The 23213-nt window shown below is 34.8% G+C and carries 13 protein-coding genes and 1 tRNA gene; all 14 read right to left on the bottom strand.

The annotated features are described in order from the left end of the window. Window positions 1–75 precede the first annotated feature (75 nt). On the bottom strand, window positions 76–4938 hold the full coding sequence (locus RC62_RS09660) for a beta strand repeat-containing protein (protein ID WP_055094939.1): 4863 nt from the start codon (window positions 4936–4938) through the stop codon (window positions 76–78). 536 nt (window positions 4939–5474) lie between these two features. After that, entirely contained in the window at window positions 5475–6359 is an 885-nt protein-coding gene (locus RC62_RS09665; RefSeq protein ID WP_167343852.1) for a PorP/SprF family type IX secretion system membrane protein, read from the bottom strand. A gap of 83 nt (window positions 6360–6442) precedes the next feature. Continuing rightward, entirely contained in the window at window positions 6443–10258 is a 3816-nt protein-coding gene (locus RC62_RS09670; protein ID WP_167343853.1) for a cadherin-like beta sandwich domain-containing protein, read from the bottom strand. Window positions 10259–11067: 809 nt separating this feature from the next. Next, a tRNA-Arg gene (locus tag RC62_RS09675) sits at window positions 11068–11141 on the bottom strand. A 69-nt stretch (window positions 11142–11210) separates the two neighbouring features. Next, window positions 11211–11660 (bottom strand): GatB/YqeY domain-containing protein, encoded by a 450-nt coding sequence (locus RC62_RS09680; RefSeq protein ID WP_055094945.1) that lies wholly within the window; start codon window positions 11658–11660, stop codon window positions 11211–11213. Between the two features lie 199 nt (window positions 11661–11859). Then, entirely contained in the window at window positions 11860–13962 is a 2103-nt protein-coding gene (gene ftsZ, locus RC62_RS09685; RefSeq protein WP_055094947.1) for a cell division protein FtsZ, read from the bottom strand. 83 nt (window positions 13963–14045) lie between these two features. Continuing rightward, window positions 14046–15464: a cell division protein FtsA gene (gene ftsA / locus RC62_RS09690; RefSeq protein WP_055094950.1), complete on the bottom strand. Its 1419-nt coding sequence runs from the start codon at window positions 15462–15464 to the stop codon at window positions 14046–14048. 6 nt (window positions 15465–15470) lie between these two features. Continuing rightward, a complete protein-coding gene (locus RC62_RS09695; protein ID WP_055094952.1) occupies window positions 15471–16193 on the bottom strand; it encodes a cell division protein FtsQ/DivIB in 723 nt (240 codons plus the stop codon). Then, window positions 16180–17529 (bottom strand): UDP-N-acetylmuramate--L-alanine ligase, encoded by a 1350-nt coding sequence (gene murC, locus RC62_RS09700; RefSeq protein WP_055094953.1) that lies wholly within the window; start codon window positions 17527–17529, stop codon window positions 16180–16182. Before murC ends, RC62_RS09695 begins: the two co-directional genes overlap by 14 nt. Window positions 17530–17682: 153 nt before the next feature. Beyond that, window positions 17683–18768 (bottom strand): undecaprenyldiphospho-muramoylpentapeptide beta-N-acetylglucosaminyltransferase, encoded by a 1086-nt coding sequence (gene murG / locus RC62_RS09705; protein ID WP_055094955.1) that lies wholly within the window; start codon window positions 18766–18768, stop codon window positions 17683–17685. A 41-nt stretch (window positions 18769–18809) separates the two neighbouring features. Beyond that, on the bottom strand, window positions 18810–20129 hold the full coding sequence (locus RC62_RS09710) for an FtsW/RodA/SpoVE family cell cycle protein (RefSeq protein WP_055094957.1): 1320 nt from the start codon (window positions 20127–20129) through the stop codon (window positions 18810–18812). 47 nt (window positions 20130–20176) lie between these two features. Beyond that, complete coding sequence (locus RC62_RS09715; protein ID WP_245176806.1) at window positions 20177–20455, bottom strand: four helix bundle protein; 279 nt, start codon at window positions 20453–20455, stop codon at window positions 20177–20179. Between the two features lie 164 nt (window positions 20456–20619). Beyond that, on the bottom strand, window positions 20620–21951 hold the full coding sequence (gene murD / locus RC62_RS09720; RefSeq protein ID WP_055094959.1) for a UDP-N-acetylmuramoyl-L-alanine--D-glutamate ligase: 1332 nt from the start codon (window positions 21949–21951) through the stop codon (window positions 20620–20622). Beyond that, entirely contained in the window at window positions 21952–23184 is a 1233-nt protein-coding gene (mraY, locus tag RC62_RS09725) for a phospho-N-acetylmuramoyl-pentapeptide-transferase (protein WP_055094961.1), read from the bottom strand. Window positions 23185–23213 lie beyond the last annotated feature (29 nt).

Here is a 23213-nt window from a genome sequence, read left to right on the forward strand (position 1 = left end):
TATTTTCTATAAAAAATTTAAATAAAAAACCACTTGCTTTTCGACAAGTGGTTTTAAATTTTGGTATTATAATTTTTAATAAATCACCTTTTTAGTTGCGACACGGTTATTATTCAAAACTACTTTGACTACTAAAACCTGATTACTGGATCTTAGACTGTTAATAATTAATTTAGAATCTGATACTTTATCTTTATTGTAAAGCAAATTACCGGATACATCATAAACCAATACCTCATTGATAGTTTGATTTATGGTTTCGATATTAATCACCTGATTAAAAGCCGTTACTGAAGTAGTATAATCATCTGAAACTTCTGCTGCTTCAACTCCTCTTGAAGATGACCTTTCATCTACAATTACAAAACTTGCTGAAGGCTCTGAAGCACAAGTTGATTCAAAATTACTTACTGTAAGAGTAGATGTACCTACCGGAATATCATAAATGAGTACAGAATCTCCGAATCCGGTTCTGGTTTGTAAACTCGGACTAATTAATATTGTCCACTCCGTACGACGAGGTAATCCGCTTACACTAACAGTTGACCTGCTTTCATCAGTTACTGGCATAATTTCCCCAATAATTGGTGCTGCCGGGGTTGAATTAATTTCTATAGATACTGGCACAGATCCTGTGCAAGCTCCTTCTACAAGATACATTGTGCCTGAATAAGATCCTCCTGGAACATTAGCTGATATCTCAATAGATTCTATAAGCCCACCTATTCCTTCAAATTCATAAGATGTAATAGATTGATCTTGTAATAAAGCTGCATTTGCAGTTTCATCCCAATCAATATAATAACTTGTAGGATTACCTGTAATTTCTGAGTATTCTAATGTTGCGTTTTGAAAACTCGTGCTTGAACAAACTGATCTAATTGGTGCAAAAATCGTAATTGAAGGAGCTACTCCTACATTTAAATTAAAAGTTTTTCCTAAACTATTTACACCATTTGCGTCTTTAACAGTCAGCGTTCCTGTATAAGTTCCTCCCAATGTATCGTTGGGAACCGCAATACTGATTGGACTAGCTGGTAATATTGCATCAGTAACAACTATCAAATTGTTTCCGGGAGATGAACTCCAAACTATACTATAAGTTGTTGGATTTCCTGTAGTTCCTTTATAATCTAATTTTGCATACTGTTCTTCAGTAGTATTATTCAAACATATATCTGTTGAAGATGCCAATGCTATAGTTGGCAATAAACCATTAATCACTATAGATACGGATTGAACTACACCACAAGTACCATCAAAAAGATACATTGTACCATTATAAGTTCCTGCAGGTACATTTGCCGGTATCTGAATTGTATTTATAGTACCGCCACTTGATACTGAAGTAAATGGAGTATCACCTTGATCTGTCAATAAAGCCGCATTTGCTGTAGCGTCCCAATCAATATTATAATTTGAGATATTACCTTCGACCGCAGAATAGGACAATGTAGCATTTTGCGAATTTGTGCTTGTTGCAACTGAAGCAATTGTTCCTGATGTGCTAATAGTAAAGTACCTGCCTACTTTTATGGTAAAAATTGAAGGACTACTTATATCGCCATTTGCATTTTTTACAGTCAATGTTCCTGTATAAGTATCAGAAGCTGTCCCAAGCGGAATAAGAACCTGAATTGCATTAGCCGGTAATGCCGCATCTGTAACTGCTGTAAAATCATTAGTTGGTGATGAATCCCAAACTATACTATAAGTTACAGGATTTCCTGTTGTCGCACTATATGGTACTGCTTTATAATGTGCATTGTCATAGTTATCCAGGCAATATTTTATTGCAGAAGATGTTAAAGTTATACTTGGTGCTACTACTACCGGATTTATCGTTATAGATACATTTTGGGATTTATTACAAGAAGTATCATTCACAATATTCATTACACCTGAATACGTTCCAGCAGGAACATTTGCAGGAATCAGAATACTATCTATAGTACCTCCGCTTGGATTAAAAACAAATGGAGTGCTTGATTGGTCTAGTAATAAGGCGGTATTGGCCGTTGAATTCCAATCGATAGAGTAACTTGAAGGACTACCCGTAGTTGATGAATAAGTTAAGATCGCATTTTGAGAGCTGCTACTTGTGGTAACTGAATTAATGGTGCCGGATGTAGCTATCGTAGGAATACTGCCTATTCTCAAATTAAAATTCGATCCTAAACTACTAACTCCGTTAGCATCTTTCACCGTTATTGTACCAGTATATATTCCTAAATTTGTTCCGGATGCTATAGGAATCAAAATTAGTTTAGGATTAGCTGATAATACTTCATCAGTAACTGGTACAAGACTATTTGCAGGAGATGAACTCCAAACAATGCTGTATGTTACCGGACTACCAGTTGTTGCACTATAAGATAAAACACCATATGTTTCTGGTGTAGTACTGCCTGTTTGTAAACAAGTCGTGCTTGCTGCTGCCGTAGTTATAGTTGGTAATTCTTGGATAATGATAGATATTGACTGCAGTTGTGTACAGGTTGCTTCATCACCAATAAACATTCTGCCTGTATAAGTTCCTGCTGGAACATTTGCAGGTATCTCAATTGTATCTAGAATGCCTCCACCAGCTGCAAAAGTAAATGGAGTAACAGGTTGGTTAGGAATGGTATCAGAATCCCAAAAAATAAAATAATTTATAGGATTACCAGTAGTTGCAGCATAAGTTAATGTGGCATTTTGCGAATTGGCACTTGTATTAATTGTATCAATTATTCCTGTTGTTGTAATCGAAATTTGACGTACAGTTAAAGTAAAAGGAGTGCCTGAGCTAACACACCCATTAGCATTTTTTACCGTTATTGTGCCACTGTATGTGCCAGCAGGAGTATTTGCAGGGACCAAGACTGATAGGGAACTATATAATTGTTCATCCGTCACTGGCGTAAAATTATTTGCGGGAGATGAATTCCAAGCAATACTATATGTCGTTGGATCTCCAGTTGCTGCATCATAATTTAATGTCGTATAACCATCAAAGTCTTCGAAACAGCTACCGTTTGTCGTAACTCCTGTTATTGTTGGCGGTGCATTAATTGTTATTGATACTGACTGAGTCTGAATGCAAATTCCATTAGAAATATACATTATACCATTGTAAGTCCCTGTGGGAACATTTGCAGATATTACAATGGTATTGATATTGTCTCCCCAGCCATCAAAAGCAAATTCAGTACTTGGCTGATCTTCCAATAATGCTTCATTGGCCGGGCCGTTCCAATCTATATAATAACTAGTAGGGTTACCTGTTACTCCAGAATAGGGTAATATAGCGTTTTGCGAACTTAAACTCATGCAAACAGCATTAATTATTCCTAATGAGGTAATTGATGGAGTTTCGTTTACAGTTACGGTAAAAGCTGAAGCCGGAGTACTAACTGCACCAATTGCGTTTTTTACAGTTAATCTTCCGGTATAAGTACCAGATATTATTCCCGCAGGAACAGTAATTTCGATTGGACTGGATGTCAACGCAGCATCAGTAACAGCTACAAAACTGTTTGCGGGAGAGGAGTCCCAGGCAATACTATAAGTTATTGGACTTCCTGTTGTTGCCGTATACTCTAATATTGTAAAGAATGAACCACCATTATTCGTTGAACAGCGTGTTTGTGCAGATGAGGATAATGCTATTGTTGGTAATGCATTTACCGTAACAGTTGTAGCTGCAGAATTTGAAACTGTACAATTTCCACTCTGGACAACGGCTCTAAATTGAGTAGTTTCTGTTAGTGCTTCTGAAATATAAGTCGTACTTGAATTCACAATATCTGTCCAAGCAGAAAACGGACTTACAGCAGATTGCCACTTGAGAACTGATCCTCTATGACCTGATAATGTCAATAAAGCACTTGTTGTTCCTAAATTAATGGTCGTTCCGCCACTTACTGATCCACCAATAGTAGCTGGCGAAACATTTATAGTTACCGTATTATTACTGGTAATATTAGAAGAACAGGTATCTGAAGCGATATTAGTAATTGTTACCATACTAGAACCTACAGTATTTAATCCTGTTGCTGTAAAAGTTCCGGTTCCGGCGGTAGTAACTGTTAGATTTGCCGTTAATGCAGTAGCACTTGGACTGCTTCTGTTATATGTAACTGTATAATTACCTATTGGCAATGAAACTGCACTAGAAACTAATGTTATTGCCGATGATGTACCTGTAGAAGCACAAACATCTGCAGCAGTAGTTGCTGTAACATTATAAGTGGGACAAGTGTAGGAGATAATCACTTTTCCGGCTGCACCAACTCCTCCAACCTGAGCAGTTCCCAGTGCCGAATTTATTGCCCCGCTTCCGCCTCCACCTGGTGATGAGCCGGCATTTCCGGGTGCATTGCCTAAAATTAAACTTGGAACAGCCGGACCTCCGGCACCTCCAAAGTTTGCACCGGCACCTCCCGCACCAGAAGAAAGTAATAATGATAAAAGTGACCATGAATTGCCATTAAAACCATTAAAACCTGCAATTGTAACAGTGCCGGTAGAATTAGTTATACCTCCTGCACCTCCCATTGGTGTTCCGCCTGCATTGTTTGCTCCGCCACCGGATCCTCCAGCAGCAAAAATCAAAAATTCATACCCTAAAATAGTAGAGTTAAATCCTGTAGAACCATTAGCACCTGAATTTCCTGAAGTTTGACCTGCAACAATAACATTTAAAGTAGTTCCGGGAGTAACTGTAAGCGGAGAACTTGCATAACCGCCGCCTCCGCCTCCGGCGCCGCCTCGTCCAAAAAGTAATCCGGCGCCAACCGCTCCACCTCCGGAACCGCCACCGCCCCAAGCCTGAACAGAAATCGTAGTTACTCCTGGGGGGACAGTAAATGAACCGCTTGTTAAAAATGTTTTAGTAGTCTGTGACCACGAATAAGTAATAATCAAAACGAGTAACAAAGATAATTTTAGCTTCATAATAATAAGTTTTAAAAAATGAAAAAATCAGTGAATTCTTTGATATGAGGAGAAGTTGGCGTATAGGAAACAGAGAGGATTGAAGTAATAATATTTATAAATTAATTCTGTAAACACCTTAACTTATTGAAAAACAATTAATTATAAAATTTAAAATCGAAATTAACAAATAAATTCTTAAAATAATTATATTAATACATATATTATACTGTAGTACAACAGTTATATTATTATTTTTGTCAGATAATTAACATAATAAACATTAATAGTATGTAATTTTTATTTGTAAGAAGATTATGATCATCTCAAAAAAATTACATACACTAAATAATGATTATTTTCAGCTTTAGAAATATTGTTAGGAACTATATATTTATTGAAGTAAAAAGTGCATCAAAATTTTAAACTTGTATATAAGTAGTATTATCCGATATATTGAATGCAATTGTGATTGCAATTAAAAATAGCTATAAAAAAAAGCGAAGGAATATAGTATATTCCTTCGCTTTCTATTTAAACTTTAACAAACTCTTCTTTTACATTTTATAATTAAGTCCGCATTCAAAAGTGTTATTTGCATACGCTCCTAATGCTCCAAAATATTTAGAGTAGGCCAGGAAAACCCCCAGTTTATCTATTTCGATTCCAAATGCTGTAGAAACAATTTTATTAGTATGGTAAAATGCTGATAAATTCATCTTATAATCCGGCAGGTTAAATCTTGCTCCGGCATCAAAAATATCTTTATATCCTTTAACACCTCTATAAGCAATCAATGGCTCAATGTTTAAGTTTTCATCCAGATTTGACAATAATATCTTGTAACTTACTGCTGAATAAAAAGTAGAGCGATCTGCATATTTTTTTACTCCATCATCAGTGTTATAGAAAAAACTATTAAGGTTAGGTAATGATGCCTGAACAGTTAATAGCCTGCTTGTATATGCTATTCCCAAGTCACCATCAAAAGCTGCCCCTTTATTAAAATTTTGTACTGTAACATCATCAGTACTTCCTATAATCTTATTGTAGTCAATAGAAGCAAATTTTGCACCTGCAGACAAACCAAAATTCAGCTTTTCTTCAAGTCCTATTGGTAGATGATAAGCATAGGTTGCCAATATTCTTGTTCTACTGATTAAACCAGCTTTGTCACTATTAACATTTAGTCCTAGTCCGGCCCTGTTTCCAGAATTGTATTCGATAGTGGCATTCATCAGTATCGGATTTCCCGGTACCTGATCCCATTGTCTTTGGTAGCCTATGTTCAATTTTATTCCTTCATCTCTTCCGGCCATCGCCGGATTGTTTAAATACTGATTTTGAAAATACATTGACTCATATTCCGTTAACTGCGCATTTGCGGTATTCGTTCCTAATATAATCAGGAACATAATTACCTGTATATAGATTGTTCTCATTGATTTAATTTTCATTACACTCATGTCTGTTTGGTTATTCTCTAACCATTTTTACTATTCTTTGTTTCTTTTTATCCTAATTATTAGTCCCTAATAATTGTAATGAACCCTTTAATTTTAGATTGACCATTTCCAAGATCAATTAGATAGTAATAAGTATCCTGAGTAAGCGGTGCTCCATTGTAAGAACCATCCCAATCATTGTTATAGCTATTTTTAGAATACACTATTCTTGCTGCTCGGTCAAAAACTTTAACTGAATTGTTTGGATATGAATCAATACCAGAAATTATCCAAAAATCATTCTTACCATCTCCATTTGGAGTAATGATATTTGTAGGTATAATTGCCTGTGGTACAGCATCTGCCCTATTTACGACAATAGTGTAAGTTTCTTGTGTGCCATCCTCAGCTGTAACAATTACTGTGATAACATTTTCGCCTACATTTAAATCTATTGGAGCTGTATTATCACTAATAGTTATTCCGTTAATGATCATTTCAACCGTTGCAGTCGGATCAATTGTTACCGGAGTAATTACAATTGAATTGGTCTCATAAGGTACTTCTACTCTATAATCGTTTGTATCTGTATTAAAAGCCGGGCTTAAAGAACCGTCATTAATGACAATATCAGATAAACCTGCATTATCAGGAGCTGGAGCCTCTTCTCTTGTAACAATCACCGTATAAATGCTAATGGTTCCATCCTGAGCAGTTACTACTGTAGTAATTGTATTTTCACCAACTTGTAGCGGGATTTCTCCTGCAGCAGTTCCGCTTGGTACTTCTACTCCATTCACCGTTATTGTTGCTGTAGCATCAGCTGCAACTGGTGTAATAGTTATACTGGTAACATCATTAGGTACTATAGCTGTATAATCTGTATTTCCTTCTGTAAAAGCTGGACTTAAAGTTCCTTCACTAAGAGCTAAATCAATCAAACCTGAATTAGAAGAAGGTTCTCTTGTAACAATTACTGTATAAGTGCTAATAGTTCCGTCCTGAGCAGTTACTATTGTAGTAATCGTATTTTCACCAACTTGTAGCGGGATTTCCCCAGAAGCAGTTTCGCTTATCACTTCTACTCCATTTACTGTTATTGTTGCTGTAGGATCAGCATCAACTGGTGTAATAGTCATACTGGCAACATTGTTAGGTACTATAGCTGTATAATCTTTATTTCCTTCTGTAAAAGCTGGACTTAAAGTTCCTTCATTAAGAGCTAAATCAATCAAACCTGAATTAGAAGAAGGCTCTCTTGTCACAATTACTGTATAAGTGCTAATAGTTCCGTCCTGAGCAGTTACTACTGTAGTAATCGTATTTTCTCCAATTTGTAGCGGAATTTCTCCTGTAGCAGTTCCGCTTGGTACTTCTACTCCATTTACTATTATTGTTGCTGTAGTGTCAGCAGCAACTGGTGTAATAGTCATACTGGTAACATCATTAGGCACTGTAGCTGTATAATCTGTATTTCCTTCTGTAAAAGCAGGGCTTAAAGTTCCTTCGCTAAGAGCTAAATCTGTCAAACCTGCATTAGAAGAAGGTTCTCTTGTAACAATTACAGTATAAGTATTAATCGTTCCATCCTGAGCTGTTACTATTGTAGTAATTGTATTTTCTCCAATTTGTAGCGGAATTTCCCCAGAAGCAGTTTCGCTGGCAACCTCTACTCCATTTATTTCTACTTTTCCATAAAGATTTTCGGTAACTGGTGTTAATTTTACACTGGTAATGTCATTAGGTACAGTCGTTACATAATTTAGTTCTGCCTCTGAAAAAGCAGGACTTAAAATCCCTTCACTAATAGCCAAATCAATCAAACCTGCATTACTATACGCTTTTACTTCAAAGAGACCTAAAACATAATCAAATTCATAATTATCGCTTTTAGCCTTACTAAAGTCGATATCATAATAACCTACAGGACTCATTGTTACTACTGTAGTACTCACGATAGGCAGGGTTTCTAAATCAGATTCTGTATCATCATTTTTAAATCCACTATATTTAAAAGTTAAAGATGGATTCACGTCTCCGTACATTTTAGATATATTATCAGCTGTGATAGTCAATAATGCTTTATTTACAGTACTTGTCGCTATTGATATATTTACATTAGCTGTACTAGTACTTGTTAGAAGTATATTTCCTGAATATTCTCCTGCCGGAGCTGTTTCTTTTAGTCTCACAAAAACGTTTGTAGACGCAATAGTTCCTGTATTTCCGATATTAATTGTATTTGTAAAAGTAGTTTCATTTGTACTTACTTCAAATCCTGCAGGAGCCGTAACTACAATTCCTGCCAGCATATCTGTTCCTGATATAGTAAAGCTTTTTGTTGCTGATGGAGTACCATAAGTAGTGCTGAATGCCGCTAAGTTTTCAGTACCTATTACTATTGTTGGTCCAACATTTACAATACCATTATTTGAAGCAAAAAAAATGTTGTTTTTATTAACTGCATTTGAAACTGAGCTTCCCCATGACCCGCCAGATCCAGCTGCAGCACCCAGTTTTATACTTTTGGCAGTATGCATTAAATTAGCCGTAAGATCAGCAACCACTCCATCCAATATAGAAAAAGTTTCGTTGATTGTAGTTTTTGCTCCAAAGGTCTTAGTTCCTGCTCCTGAGAGGGATAAATTATTATAGGTTATTGATCCTGCTCCTAAATTTTGAGCTTGTCCATTAAAGTCTACAGTACCGGTACCTGGGATAAATGTCCCTCCAGTTCCAATAACATTTCCTGAAATTTTAAAAAGACTTGTTCCGCCATTTAATGTTCCCTGAGTTCTAATCCAATCTGTAAACGTATGAGTCAGACTTCGCGTGCCATTCCCCAGATTAAGAGTCCCTGAACCATTAATTTCTAATTTCTCTGAAATCATATTATGGGTAAAGGTAGCTGTACCTGCATTTTTAGAAAAAACAATTGCTTTTGATGTAAAACCATCAATACTCTGAGCCAAAGCGTCACCACTGATATAAACCAATCCATCAGATACTAATGATCCATCGTTCATAAAATCACCTCCCAAAGAAAAATTAGATTGCCCTGAAATTACTAATGATGCTCCATCAGATATTGTAAGCGGTATGTCGTCTCCTAGAACTTTATTAACTGCTGTAATAGTTACAGGTCCTGGACCAACAATTATGATTCCTCCTGCGGCATCGAATAATGATAACCATTCAGGACCAGCTGCGTGTGATTGAGTACTACTATATTGTAATGTTGCTCCTGGACCATACTTTGGCGGTGCAGACGTTGTTGCCGTACCTTCCATCGAAAGTATATCTGTTACTGTAGTATTAGATTCAATTATTTTTGTCCCACTACCTGAAAGCGTTAAATCATTATATGTGTAGTCACCAACTTCCTGAGTTAATGTTTCTCCGTTATAATTTACTGATCCCGAGCCGGCAACTAATTTACCTCCACTAATTTTGCCCCCGATAGTTAAACTTCCTGCTCCAGTAAAAGTTATATCATTTTGAAGGCTTGTGCCATGCATTACAATATTGTCTCTTACTATTATTTTTCCTGTACCAATATATAAACTACTTCTTCCGATAGCCATCATTTCTATTGAATTTACCGTAAGAAGACCAACTCCGTTTATAGTTAAAGAAATAACTCCACCTGAAACTGAATTTGATAGTTTGATAGAATTACATCTTACGCTTGAAGTTATTATTGGTTGAATAGGCACATTCGGAATTAATACATCATCCTCTGGTAATGGTCTTGCGCCATAGCTCCAATTTGTAGCTAAATCCCATGCCTGAGTACCTCCTAACCAAGTATTTTGCCCGTACCCTATTATATTAAATAATAGAAAGGTCAATACAATAAGTAAATTTTTGTTCATTTTCATTTTTATTCTATTCATTTTGTTTTCATTTTTTCTCAATTTTTTCCTGATTTTTCTCTCCATCCGGTTTTCTTTTTTAACTCATTCTTTTAAATTTTTAAATTCATTTCCTAATTTTCACTAACCCTATGCTTTTTAAACTTTATCATCTCATTTCTTTACATATAATACATTTCATTAAAAGCACCCCGAAACATTCATTACCAGTTCAATTATGAATTTTAGAAAAAAAAACTTTAAGAAGCGAGCATTTTTTATAGCTTATTTCAATTTTTCTGACTTAAGGATATTGTTAATGTGTTTGAAGGCTGATTGATTAAAAACCAAACTTTTTAAGAGAATTTTATTTAAAAACAGATCATGAATTGTCAATTCTCAAATAGTCATTTTATTCTTAATTATTTTTTATAATAAAAAGTGAGACAATAAGTATAATATGCTGATTGCAAAATTATTACGGCTAAATTTCAACAAACCCAACCAGGCATAGCGGTTAGCACTATTTACTTGTTCAAATATTGCCGTTATTATGACTTATTTTTACCTCCAAAAGTTTTAAGTTGGACATATCGGGGTATTTCTTACTAAAATATTGAAGAAAATTTCATAGTAACAAAGAAGAAAATGAAGCCTTATAAAAACATTTCGATTTGAGTATCAAAAAATGCTTTATTAAGTTACAATTTGATTGTATATGTAGTATTAGAAATTGAATAGGTCGAATTAGAAATTCAATATTACTATTGATAATTAAAAACAGGAGATAATCTTAATTTAATGAAATAAAAAAGCAGGCAAAATACATGTGTACTTTGCCTGCTTTTTTGTGACCGCGGAGGGGTTCGAACCCCCAACCCTCAGAGCCGAAATCTGATATTCTATCCAGTTGAACTACGCGGTCATTTTATTATAGATTTTGATTTTAGAATTCAGATTTTAGATTGAATCTGAATTCCAAAATCTCAATTTTTTAAACCAATAATTTCTTAACAATTGTAGAAATTGTTTTTCCTTCAGCTGTTCCTCCTAATTGTGCAGAAGCTAATCCCATAACTTTACCCATTGAAGCAATTCCTGAAGCTCCTGTTTCAGCAATAATCTTTGCAATTACAGCTTCTACTTCTTCTTCACTTAATTGTGCAGGCAGAAATTTTTCGATTACAGCAATTTGTGCTAATTCAGGCTCAGCCAGATCAGGACGGTTTTGTTCTGTAAAAATACGAGCACTTTCCTTACGGGTTTTAACCAGTCTTTGAAGTAATTTAATTTCTTCGTCTTCTGATAATTCTTCTTTAGAACCTGATGCAGTTGCAGCTAATAACATTTCAGATTTAATGGCTCTTAACGCTTCTAACGCTACTGTATCTTTTGCTCTCATGGCGGTTTTAATCTCGTCCATGATTAATGCTTGTAAACTCATCTTAGTTTTTTATTTAAATAGGTAATACCTATAATTGATATCAATATTAAAAGTTCATTCTCGACTTCTCACTTATAATAAGATTAACTTAAAAAGTACATTAAAGAAGTCAAATTTTAAATTCTGTGCGAAGATAAAAAAAATAACCCGAAAATTAAATCCAATTTTCGGGCTATCTTTTTTTATTAGGATTATAAAATTAATCTACATTGTCGTGCAAAAATGAATTGTTTGAACGCAATTGCAAATCGTTGTTACTATCTGTTCCAACTGATATTCTCGAATTGTTATTGTTTGATTGTGAGTTTGATAAATCAATACCTAATCTTTTGTAAGCAGGCTCTTTTTCAAGTTCATCAATTCTGGAAACATTATTATGGAATTTATAATTAAATTCTTTTAGTTTCTTTCTTCTTTCTTCAGCTCTTAAACGTAAAGTTTCCTCGATTGTTAATTCCATTGGAGAAACCTCTGAAGTTGTTGTAAAATGAGCTTCACTTGCAAAATCAACTTTTTGCTTCATGGTGATATTTAATTCCGCAGGAATTACTTCTTCTACCACCTTATCCACTGGTTTTGATGTTACTAACTCATTCTCAACCTCCATATACTCTTCTAAAGAATATTTGATAATTCCTTTATCCGAAATTTCTGTAACCGGTACAAACTGAACCGGATCATTTACTTTAATATTACGGGTTTCATTTGATAATTCGAACAAAATTTTATTTTCCTGTTCTGCAACCGGTTCTTTCTTTACTTCAGGTTCTGATCTAAAAAGAGGCAAATCAAATGAGAAAGTCGTTTGTTCTTCTCTTTCGAAAGTTCTTTGTTGAACTTGCTGAATTGGTTTTATTTCCTGGAAAGTTTGCATTTCCGGAGTTGTAATAGTAAAATCAATATCTGTAATAGGCGAAACAATTTCGAAAGTTACATCAAGATTTTTAATAAACTCAGACATAACCACTAATTCTTCCTTATTCATTTGCGGATTTCCTGCAACATTCGCTGACGGATTCCCTGTAACATTCATTGATGGATTGCTTGCAATATTCGCTGATGGATTAACAGTAACTGGTGCAACTTCAATTGGAGCAACTTCAACTGGAGCAACATGCGTAGCTGTAAACGGCATTTCCGTATCTTCATCATCCATTAAATCAAAAACAATTTTCTCTTCAGATTTTGCAGTAGGTGTTTCTGCATTTACATCAAAAGAAGTCACTGATTTATTCGATAAATTATGAACACTTCTTTGCTCATCTTCTAACGTGTGAATGATTTTTTTAGGTTCTGTATTTACAATTTCATTTTGTTGTTCAACATCAAAACCTGTTGCAATAATAGTCACGGCAATAGCATCACCAAGAGTTTCGTCTTCACCAACTCCCATGATAATATTAGCATTATGACCTGCTTCTACCTGAATGTGATCATTGATTTCTCCAATCTCATCCAATGTAATTTCGTTTGATCCAGAAACGATAAGCAACAATACGTTTTTGGCTCCTGTAATTTTGTTGTCGTTTAACAACGGAGAGTCCAATGCTGAAACGATAGCATCTTTTGCTCTGTTTTCACCTTCAGCAACAGAAGATCCCATGATAGCTGTTCCACTGTTTGATAAAACAGTTTTAGCATCACGTAAATCGATATTTTGAGTATAATGGTGCGTAATTACTTCAGCAATACCTCTTGAGGCTGTTGCCAAAACTTCATCTGCTTTCGAGAATCCTGCTTTAAAACCAAGATTTCCGTATACTTCTCTTAACTTATTATTATTAATTACAATTAGTGAATCGACTTGCTTACGCAATTTTTCGATTCCTAAAAGTGCTTGTTCCTGACGTACTTTCCCTTCGAACTGAAAAGGAATAGTAACGATACCAACAGTAAGGATTTCTCTTTCTTTGGCCAATTGTGCAATTACCGGAGCTGCACCAGTACCAGTACCACCACCCATACCAGCGGTAATAAATACCATCTTAGTACCACGGTCTAACATTTTTTCGATATCAGCGATACTTTCAATAGCAGATTGCTGTCCTACATCAGGATTTGCTCCTGCTCCAAGACCTTCTGTCAGATTCATACCTAATTGAATTTTATTAGGTACCGAACTGTTTTGTAGTGCTTGTGAATCAGTATTACAAACGATGAAATCAACGCCTTTAATACCTTGCTTAAACATATGGTTGATAGCATTACTACCACCTCCACCTACACCTATTACTTTGATAACATTTGATTGGTTTTTTGGTAAATCAAATGAAATACTTCCAAATTCTGAGTTGCTCATCATCTTTTTGGTTTTTGAAATTCTTATTTAATACATTTTTTACTTCTTGACTTGGGGCAAAAAGTAATTCCTTTTCTCTTATTACTCTATTCTGCGTTGTCTAAAAAATCTTTGATTTTGTCGACATATCTATCAAAAAATGATCTTCTAATTTTAGTTTCAGTAGATTCATCTTTTACAGCTACATTATTTCTAACTTCTCTTGGCTGCTCAAATGTTTCTACTCTTTCAACGTAGTTTTCTTCAACTTCGTGTACGTGTCTTATTTGTGGCTGTGCAGGCACATTTCTGTACACCACTTTTGGCTGTTCGTTTACCAACTCCATTCTAACGGCACTTTGTGTGCTATTTTCAATGCTGTTCATTACCAAACCAACTGCGGTTGCAAATAACGGACTAGAAATTTCTTCGCTCGAATTTCCTGCTAAATGCTCATTTGGATATCCAATTCTGGTATCCATACCTGTAATGTACTCTACTAATTGTTTAATATGTTTTAGTTGAGCGCCACCACCTGTAAGAACAATTCCTGCGATTAATTTTTTGCGCGGATCTTCGTGTCCATATGCTTTAATTTCTGCAAAAACCTGCTCTACGATTTCCACCACACGTGCATGGATAATTTTAGATAAGTTTTTAAGCGAAATCTCTTTGGGCTCTCTTCCTCTTAACCCCGGAATAGAAACAATCTCGTTGTCTTTATTTTCTCCCGGCCAGGCTGATCCGAATTTTATTTTTAAAAGCTCTGCTTGTTTTTCGATAATCGAACAACCTTCTTTAATATCATCTGTAATAACATTTCCTCCAAACGGAATCACTGCAGTATGACGAATGATACCATCTTTAAAAATGGCTAAATCTGTTGTTCCCCCACCAATATCAATCAAAGCTACACCCGCTTCTTTTTCTTCCTGACTTAAAACTGCATCTGCAGAAGCCAATGGTTCTAATGTTAAACCTGACAATTCGATTCCTGAACTCTGAATACATCTTCCAACATTTCTGATAGACGATGCCTGACCAACCACTACGTGAAAACTAGACTCTAATCTTCCGCCGTACATCCCGATAGGTTCTTTAATTTCAGATTGCCCATCGATTTTAAATTCCTGTGGCAAAACATGAATAATTTCTTCTCCGGGTAACATGGCCAGTTTATTTACCTGGTCAATCAAAAGCTGAATATCTTTTTCGCCAATTACTTCTTCCGGATTGTTACGGCTGATGTAATCTGTATGCTGAATACTTCTGATGTGCTGCCCGGCAATACCCACAACAACATCCTTTATTTTATAACCTGAATTGTTTTCTGCTTCAAGTATTGCTTGCTGAATGGACTGGATAGTTTGCGTGATGTTGTTTACAACTCCTCTCGCAACTCCTAAACTTTTGGATTTTCCAATACCCAAAATTTCCAACTTTCCATACTCATTCTTCTTGCCGATCATGGCAACTATCTTTGTCGTTCCAATATCTAGACCTACTGCAATGTTATCTTTTTCCATTTTCTATTATTTTGTGCAAACTACTTGTTCCGTAAACCTAAGGTCAATCTTACTATATTTATATAACGAACTATCTAAAACCGCTTTTTGAAAAAAGGCCTTGTAGTTATTAAATTTCTTATCAACATTCATCGTTCTGCCAAAATCAATGAAGTAATTATAATTTCTATTAAACATTTTTAAGCTACCATTAGGCATAATTTGTATTGCAATGATGTTTTTTTTCAAAAACGCATCGTCATAAATTGTGCGAAATAAAGTAGCTAAATCTTCGTTATTTTTTTCATTAATTGCCCCGGAAACAAGAGGAACCCGAGCGGTATGATTGTCTGATAAAGGCATTTTATTTCCCTCATAGTCAATATAAAAAGAGGTAACACCATCATAAACTCTCGCTATTGGTGTCTTCTGTTTTACTACCGCTTTTAGAACACCATCGATACTTACAAAAACATCTGACTTTTCAATCATCTCTTGCGTATCAAGGGTTTTCTCAATCTTATTCAAATCTAACTCATCTTTTCGGATACTGGAAGCGTCTCTTTTATTTTCTATCAACAATTTATTAACCGTTTCCGGCTTTACAAAAAGCGTATTTTCTCCTACAAAAACAACCATCGATTTCTTTAATTTTCGATCCCCATTTCGATGCTGGGCAAAAGAATATAAAAAAAGAACAAGCCCTAAAATGAGTACTAATCGAATATTTGTCCAATTAAATATTTTCATTTAGCATTTTTTTGATTGACGGCACCATTTCTCCAATATCACCAGCTCCTATTGTTACAATTATTGGCGCATCACTGGCTTTGATCTCCGCTAATAAATCATTTTTTGTAACAATTTTTTTGTTCAAATTTGTCATTTTTCCCAACAGCCAATCTGATGTAATCCCTTCCATCGGTAATTCGCGTGCCGGATAAATATCCATTAAAAATACTTCATCAAACTGAGATAAACTTTCGGCAAATCCGTCAGCAAAATCTCTCGTTCTGCTAAATAAATGGGGCTGGAAAATCGCCAAAACTTTACGATCCGGATACAATTCCCTAACAGCCTGATGTACCGCATTTATTTCCGTTGGATGATGTGCATAATCATCTATATAAACTAATTTATCTGATTTGATCTGATACGAAAAACGTCTTCTGATTCCGTTGAATGATGCAATAGCTTTTGCAATCAAATCAGTCGGCGTACCAAACGTTTTTGCCATTGCAATTGCCATTAATCCATTCATTAAATTGTGTTTTCCAGGCAATCCAAAATGTAAATCTTTCATTATTTCTGATGGCGTCTGCACATCAAAAACATAACTTCCGTTCTCAATACGAACATTGAAAGCCTTATATACAGCATCTTCATTTATAGCACATTGCACTCCTTCAAGAGGCAATTCTTTTGTTATAAACAGATTGTTTTTATCTTCTACTTTCGAAGCAAACTCCACAAACGAAGCTTCGATTGCCTCACTTGTTCCGTAAATATCAAGATGATCTGCATCCATTGAGGTTATGCAGGCAATATTAGGATGTAAATACAAAAACGAACGATCGAATTCATCTGCTTCTACAACGGTTACAGTCTTACCATTTCCTATTAAATTAGAGTTGTAATTCTCTACTATTCCACCCACAAAAGCAGTAACATCAGCCCCACTTTCATATAAAATATGGCCCAAAATACTTGACGTTGTTGTTTTTCCATGTGTTCCGGCAACAGCAAAACTAAAAGTGTCTTTGGTAATAATTCCTAAAACTTCGGCACGTTTTTTAATTTCGTAATTTCTTTCGATAAAATAATGCCATTCAGAATGTGTAGCAGGCACTGCAGGTGTAAAAATCACTAATGTATTTTCTACAAAATAATCAGAAGGAATTAGATTAATATTATCTTCAAAATGAATATCAATACCGCTTTCAATTAACTCAGTAGTCAACATTGATGGCGTTTTATCGTAACCTGAAACCTGTTTCCCGATATTTTTAAAATAGCGGGCCAGAGCACTCATTCCGATGCCTCCAATGCCAATAAAATAAACGTTCTGTATCTGATTTAAATTCATTTCTATTTAATTTTGAGCTATTTACAAGTTGTTTTATTTTATAAAAAACTAGTACTTAAGCCTTTGTAATTTTATTACTTTAATAACTCAAAACGCTTAAAAATAGCGTTCTAAATTTTTAATTTTGTTCTATAATTTTCATAAAAAGTTACATTATAACAACTTTTTAATCTGATCTACAATAACTTTTGTAGCGTTTGGCATTGCCAGTTTTTTGATATTATCACTTAACTGTTTTTGTTTTCCCTGATCTTTCAGCAAAGCTTCAAAAACAATACTAAACTGACTGTCTAATTCTAATTCTTTCAGCAAAATTGCTCCTTTAGCATCAACAATTGCCTGAGCATTTTTTGTTTGATGGTCTTCGGCTACATTTGGTGACGGAATAAAAATTACCGGTTTCCCCACAATACATAATTCTGATACTGATGACGCTCCTGCGCGTGAAATAATCACATCTGCCGCCGCATATACAAAATCCATTCTTTCGATAAAATCAACTACTCGTACATGTTGTTGATTATGTTTTTTATAATCTTCAAAATATAATTTTCCACATTGCCAGATCACCTGAACATCTTGTGAAAGCATATTATGCAATTCTTTCTCAATTAACTGATTCACTCTTCTTGCCCCTAAACTTCCGCCTAAAACCAACAATGTTTTTTTATTAGGATCTAATCCATAAAAGGTAATTGCTTCATCACGTTTACTTTCAATATCAATTAAATCCTGGCGAACCGGATTTCCTGTTAGAATGATTTTATTTTTTGGAAAAAATCGCTCTAAATTTTCATACGCCACACAAATTGCATTGGCTTTTTTACTCAATAATTTATTGGTAATCCCGGGAAATGAATTTTGTTCCTGAATCACTGTCGGAATTCCTGCTCCTCCTGCAGCCTGCAACAAAGGTCCGCTCGCAAAACCACCAGTTCCTATTACCACATTTGGTTTAAACTGTCTGATGATTCGCCTTGACTCTAGCAAACTTGTTGCCAATTTTAGCGGAAACATCAAATTTTGCAACGTTAATTTTCTTTGTAAACCCGCAATCCAGAGCCCTTTTATTTCATAACCGGCCTGAGGCACTTTTTGCATTTCCATTTTGTCCTGCGCCCCTACAAAAAGAAACTCAGCATCAGGAAATTGTGTTTTTAATTCATTAGCAATAGCAATTGCAGGATAAATATGTCCTCCTGTTCCGCCACCACTTAGTATGAATTTATAATTTGTCATATTTTAAAAAGTTATTCGCTTTAAAAATTATTCTTTTAATCTTATTTATTTAAAACCGCATTCATTGGATTTCTGGAATTATCTTCTATCGAATACATTCCTTCTTCTTCATAAACCGGTTCTTTTTCGTTATAAACTAAATCTTCTTGTCCCAGTTCTTTATCAATTAATCGTTGAAGCGCTTCTTTTCGTCTTTCTTTTTCTTCTTGTTCTTCGGCAATTTCTTCTTCTTTTTTGGTCACGCTAATGATAATTCCAAGAGAGAAACACGTCATCCAGATCGAACTACCTCCACTACTAATCAATGGCAATGTTTGTCCTGTTACCGGCAATAATTCTACTGCAACTGCCATATTAATCATCGCCTGAAATATCATAGGAAAACCAAGCCCGACGACGACTAATTTCCCAAATAAAGTATTGGCTTTATGTGATGCAATTACAAATCTAAATAACAGCAACAGATATAAAATCAATATAGAAACTCCACCAACTAAACCATATTCTTCGACAATAATTGCATAAATAAAATCTGAAGATGATTGTGGTAAAAAATTCTTCTGAACACTTTTTCCAGGTCCTAATCCTCCTAATTTTCCTGACGCAATTGCAATTTTTGCTTTTTCAATTTGATAATCATCTTCATCAGGCTTGTCTGTGGTAAAGTTCGAAATACGGCTTTCCCATGTAGATACCCTGCTAAAGAATCTTGAATCCGGAAAAGCTTTTGCCACTAAAAGAAAAAACAACAGCATTCCGATTCCTGAACCAATGATAAAACCGATATATTTTAGCGGATATCTGCCAATAAAAGTCAACATAATTACCATAGAAAAAATCAACGCTGTAGTCGAAAAGTTAGCCGGTAAAATAAGTACCAATGTTATAAAAACAGGTAGCCAAAGCTGTATTAACGACGTTTGAAAAGGCTCATTTTCTTCTCTGGTTTTTGACAAATAACGTGCAACATATATAAATAATATGCTGGCAGCCAAAGTCGAAGTTTGAAACGTAATACCTATAAATGGCACCTGAATCCATCGACTTGCATTTGCTCCTGCAATTACAGTACCTTTTAGCAATGTGTAAAGCAATAAAAACCACACAACAGGCAAAGCAATTTTCGAAATCGCCCTGAAATAATGATATGGTACTCTGTGTACCCAATAAATAATCAGGAAACCAATACAAACGTGAGCTAAATGTTTTACCAAATATCCCAGTGTATTTCCGGTTCCGTGACCTATGTAAGCCAAATTACTACTCGCACTAAAAACAGGCATAAACGAAAACAACGCCAATAAAGCCACGAATGACCATATTACCCTATCTCCTTTTAATTTGTTTACTAGTTCTTTCATTTTAGATTTCTGATTTTAGATTTTAGATTATTTTAAAATCTTATCTTTTAATTTTTATTGTTAATCCTGTTGTTTACTGTTTTTAAACTGCTGACAAAAATGGCAGTTAACTCATTTCCTTCTTTCCAAATTATTTCTAACTCAGATTTTGCAACCCACATTTTTTCTTTAATAATTTCCAGCCAAAATAAAGTTTCATCAGATTCTTCTAAAACTATATTCATTTTAGAAACAAATTCCCTATCACTTCTTGCTCTGCAAACTGCTCTATAATTTGCTCCAACCGATGTACCGCTTCTCACTATTTGATTAGCAACTACCTTCACAATATATGTAGTTGGCTATTTTTCTGCTAAATCAATTATCATCAAAGAGAACTTTTTTGTTCTCAACTTCATTTCATCCGTCGTCATAATTAAAAGAACTTATATTATATTTTTGAATTCAAAGTTTAGAAAACAATCTAAAATCTAAAATCAGAAATCTAAAATTATAAATTGTGAACCGCTTGTTTAAATTGTTTTCCACGATCTTCATAGTTTTCGAATAAATCGAAACTTGCGCAGGCTGGAGACAATAAAACAGCATCGCCTTTTTCTGTTAAACGTTGTGCCGTTTTTACAGCATCGTTCATATTATTTACTTCTACCATAATGTCAACTACATTTCCAAAAGCATTGATGATTTTATGATTATCAACTCCCAGGCATATAATTGCTTTTACTTTTTCACGAACCAACGACATCAATTCGTTGTAATCATTTCCTTTGTCAACACCTCCAACAATCCAAACTGTTGGAACATTCATGCTGTCTAAAGCAAAGAAAGTAGCATTTACATTTGTTGCTTTAGAATCGTTGATATATTGAACATTCTGAATTTTTAATACTTTTTCTAAACGGTGTTCTACACCTTGAAAATTAGATAAACTTTCGCGTATTGTTGCATTTCTAATTTGCATCAATTTTGCTACAGAGCTTGCTGCCATTGCGTTTTTCATGTTATGTTTTCCTTCTAACGCAATGTATTCTGTTTCCATTGTAAACTCTTCTTGGTTGATCTTTATTTCCATTTTGTTGTTATTTATAGAAGCCCCTTCATCGAATGTTTTAGACAATGAAAAAGGAATTAATTTTGCTTTTGTTGTGTTATTTTTTAACCATTCTGAAATCGCTTCATCATCTGCATCGTAAATAAGATAATCGCTCTCAGTCTGATTCATTGTTATTCGAAACTTCGAGTCAATATAGTTTTGATATTTATACTCATATCGGTCTAAATGATCTGGACTAATATTCGTAATAATGGCAATATCCGGCCTGTAATCTATAATTCCGTCGAGCTGAAAACTACTTAATTCAAGAACATAGGCATCGTATTTATTTTCGGCAACCTGCCAGGCAAAACTTTTTCCGATGTTTCCTCCTAAACCAACATTTAATCCTGCTGATTTCAACAAATGATGCGTAAGCATTGTTGTCGTTGTCTTACCATTGCTTCCTGTAATTCCAATTGTCAATGCTTCGGTAAAAGGTTTAGCAAATTCAATTTCTGAAATCACCTTAATTCCTGCACCAATAAGCTTCTGTACTATGGGGGATTTCTCTGGAATTCCCGGACTTTTCATTACTACGTCAGCATTTAAAATCAGGTCTTCGGTATGTTTTTCTTCTTCCCAAGCAATTCCATTAATTATGAGAACTTCTTTATAGCTTTCTTTTATTTTTCCAAAATCAGATACAAAAACTTCATATCCTTTTTTCTTCCCCAGAATAGCGGTTCCTACTCCACTTTCTCCTCCTCCTAAAACTACCAATCTCATCTATCTAAGTTTTAAAGTAACGATTGATAATATGGCTAACATGATGGCAACGATCCAGAATCTGGTTACAATTTTACTTTCATGATATCCTTTCTTTTGATAATGATGATGTAATGGCGACATCAGAAAAATTCTTCGGCCTTCACCAAAACGCTTCTTCGTGAATTTAAAATAACTTACTTGCAAAACCACTGAGAAATTTTCTACCAAGAAGATTCCACACAATAGCGGGATCAATAATTCTTTACGGACTGCAATTGCCAAAACTGCAATGATTCCACCAATAGTCAAACTTCCCGTATCCCCCATAAAAACCGAGGCAGGATAAGAGTTGTACCAAAGAAATCCAATTAATGCCCCTACAAATGCAGATATAAAAACTGTCATCTCTCCAGAATTGGGGATGTACATAATGTTTAGATAATTTGAGAAAATAATATTTCCCGAAACAAATGTGAATATCCCGAGCGCCAGAACGGATACTGCCGAGGTTCCTGCGGCGAGACCGTCAATTCCATCTGTTAAATTAGCTCCGTTTGAAACCGCAGTAATGATGAAAATAACAACTGGAATAAAAATCAACCAAGCCCATTTTTCGTATCCTTCACCTGTCCAGGCTAATAATTCGGCATAATCAAATTCATTATTTTTAACAAACGGAATTGTTGTTGCCGTAGATTTTTCCTCAATTGGTGCAGGTAAAACTACAGTTGTATTTGTTGTTGTTCTAAAAACATCTGTTCTGCCTGTATCAGTTCTTACTGTTACAGCAGGGTTAAAATAAAGAACAGCACCAACGATAATCCCCAAACCAACTTGTCCAATAACTTTAAAGATTCCTTTAAGTCCTTGTTTGTCTTTTTTGAATATTTTAATATAATCATCTACAAACCCAATTGTGCCCATCCAAAGTGTAGTCACAATAAGCAATACGATATAAATATTATGCAAACGAGCAAATAACAAAACAGGTACAAGTGTTGCAAAAATGATAATCAGTCCTCCCATTGTTGGTGTTCCTGCTTTTTCATTTTGACCAGCCAGACCTAACTCACGAACGGTTTCGCCAACTTGCTGTTTACGCAAAAAGTTTATAATTCTTTTTCCGTAAATAGTTGACAAAAGCAATGAAAGCATCAATGCCAAAGCCGATCTGAAGGTGATATACTGAAAAACTCCAGTTCCTGGTATATCTAATGTTTTGTCTAAATATTCAAATAAATAGTATAGCATATATCTTGGTTTATTTGTTTAATTGTTAT

The sequence above is a fragment of the Flavobacterium aquidurense genome, from assembly GCF_001404985.1.
Taxonomy (GTDB): Bacteria; Bacteroidota; Bacteroidia; order Flavobacteriales; family Flavobacteriaceae; genus Flavobacterium; species Flavobacterium aquidurense_B.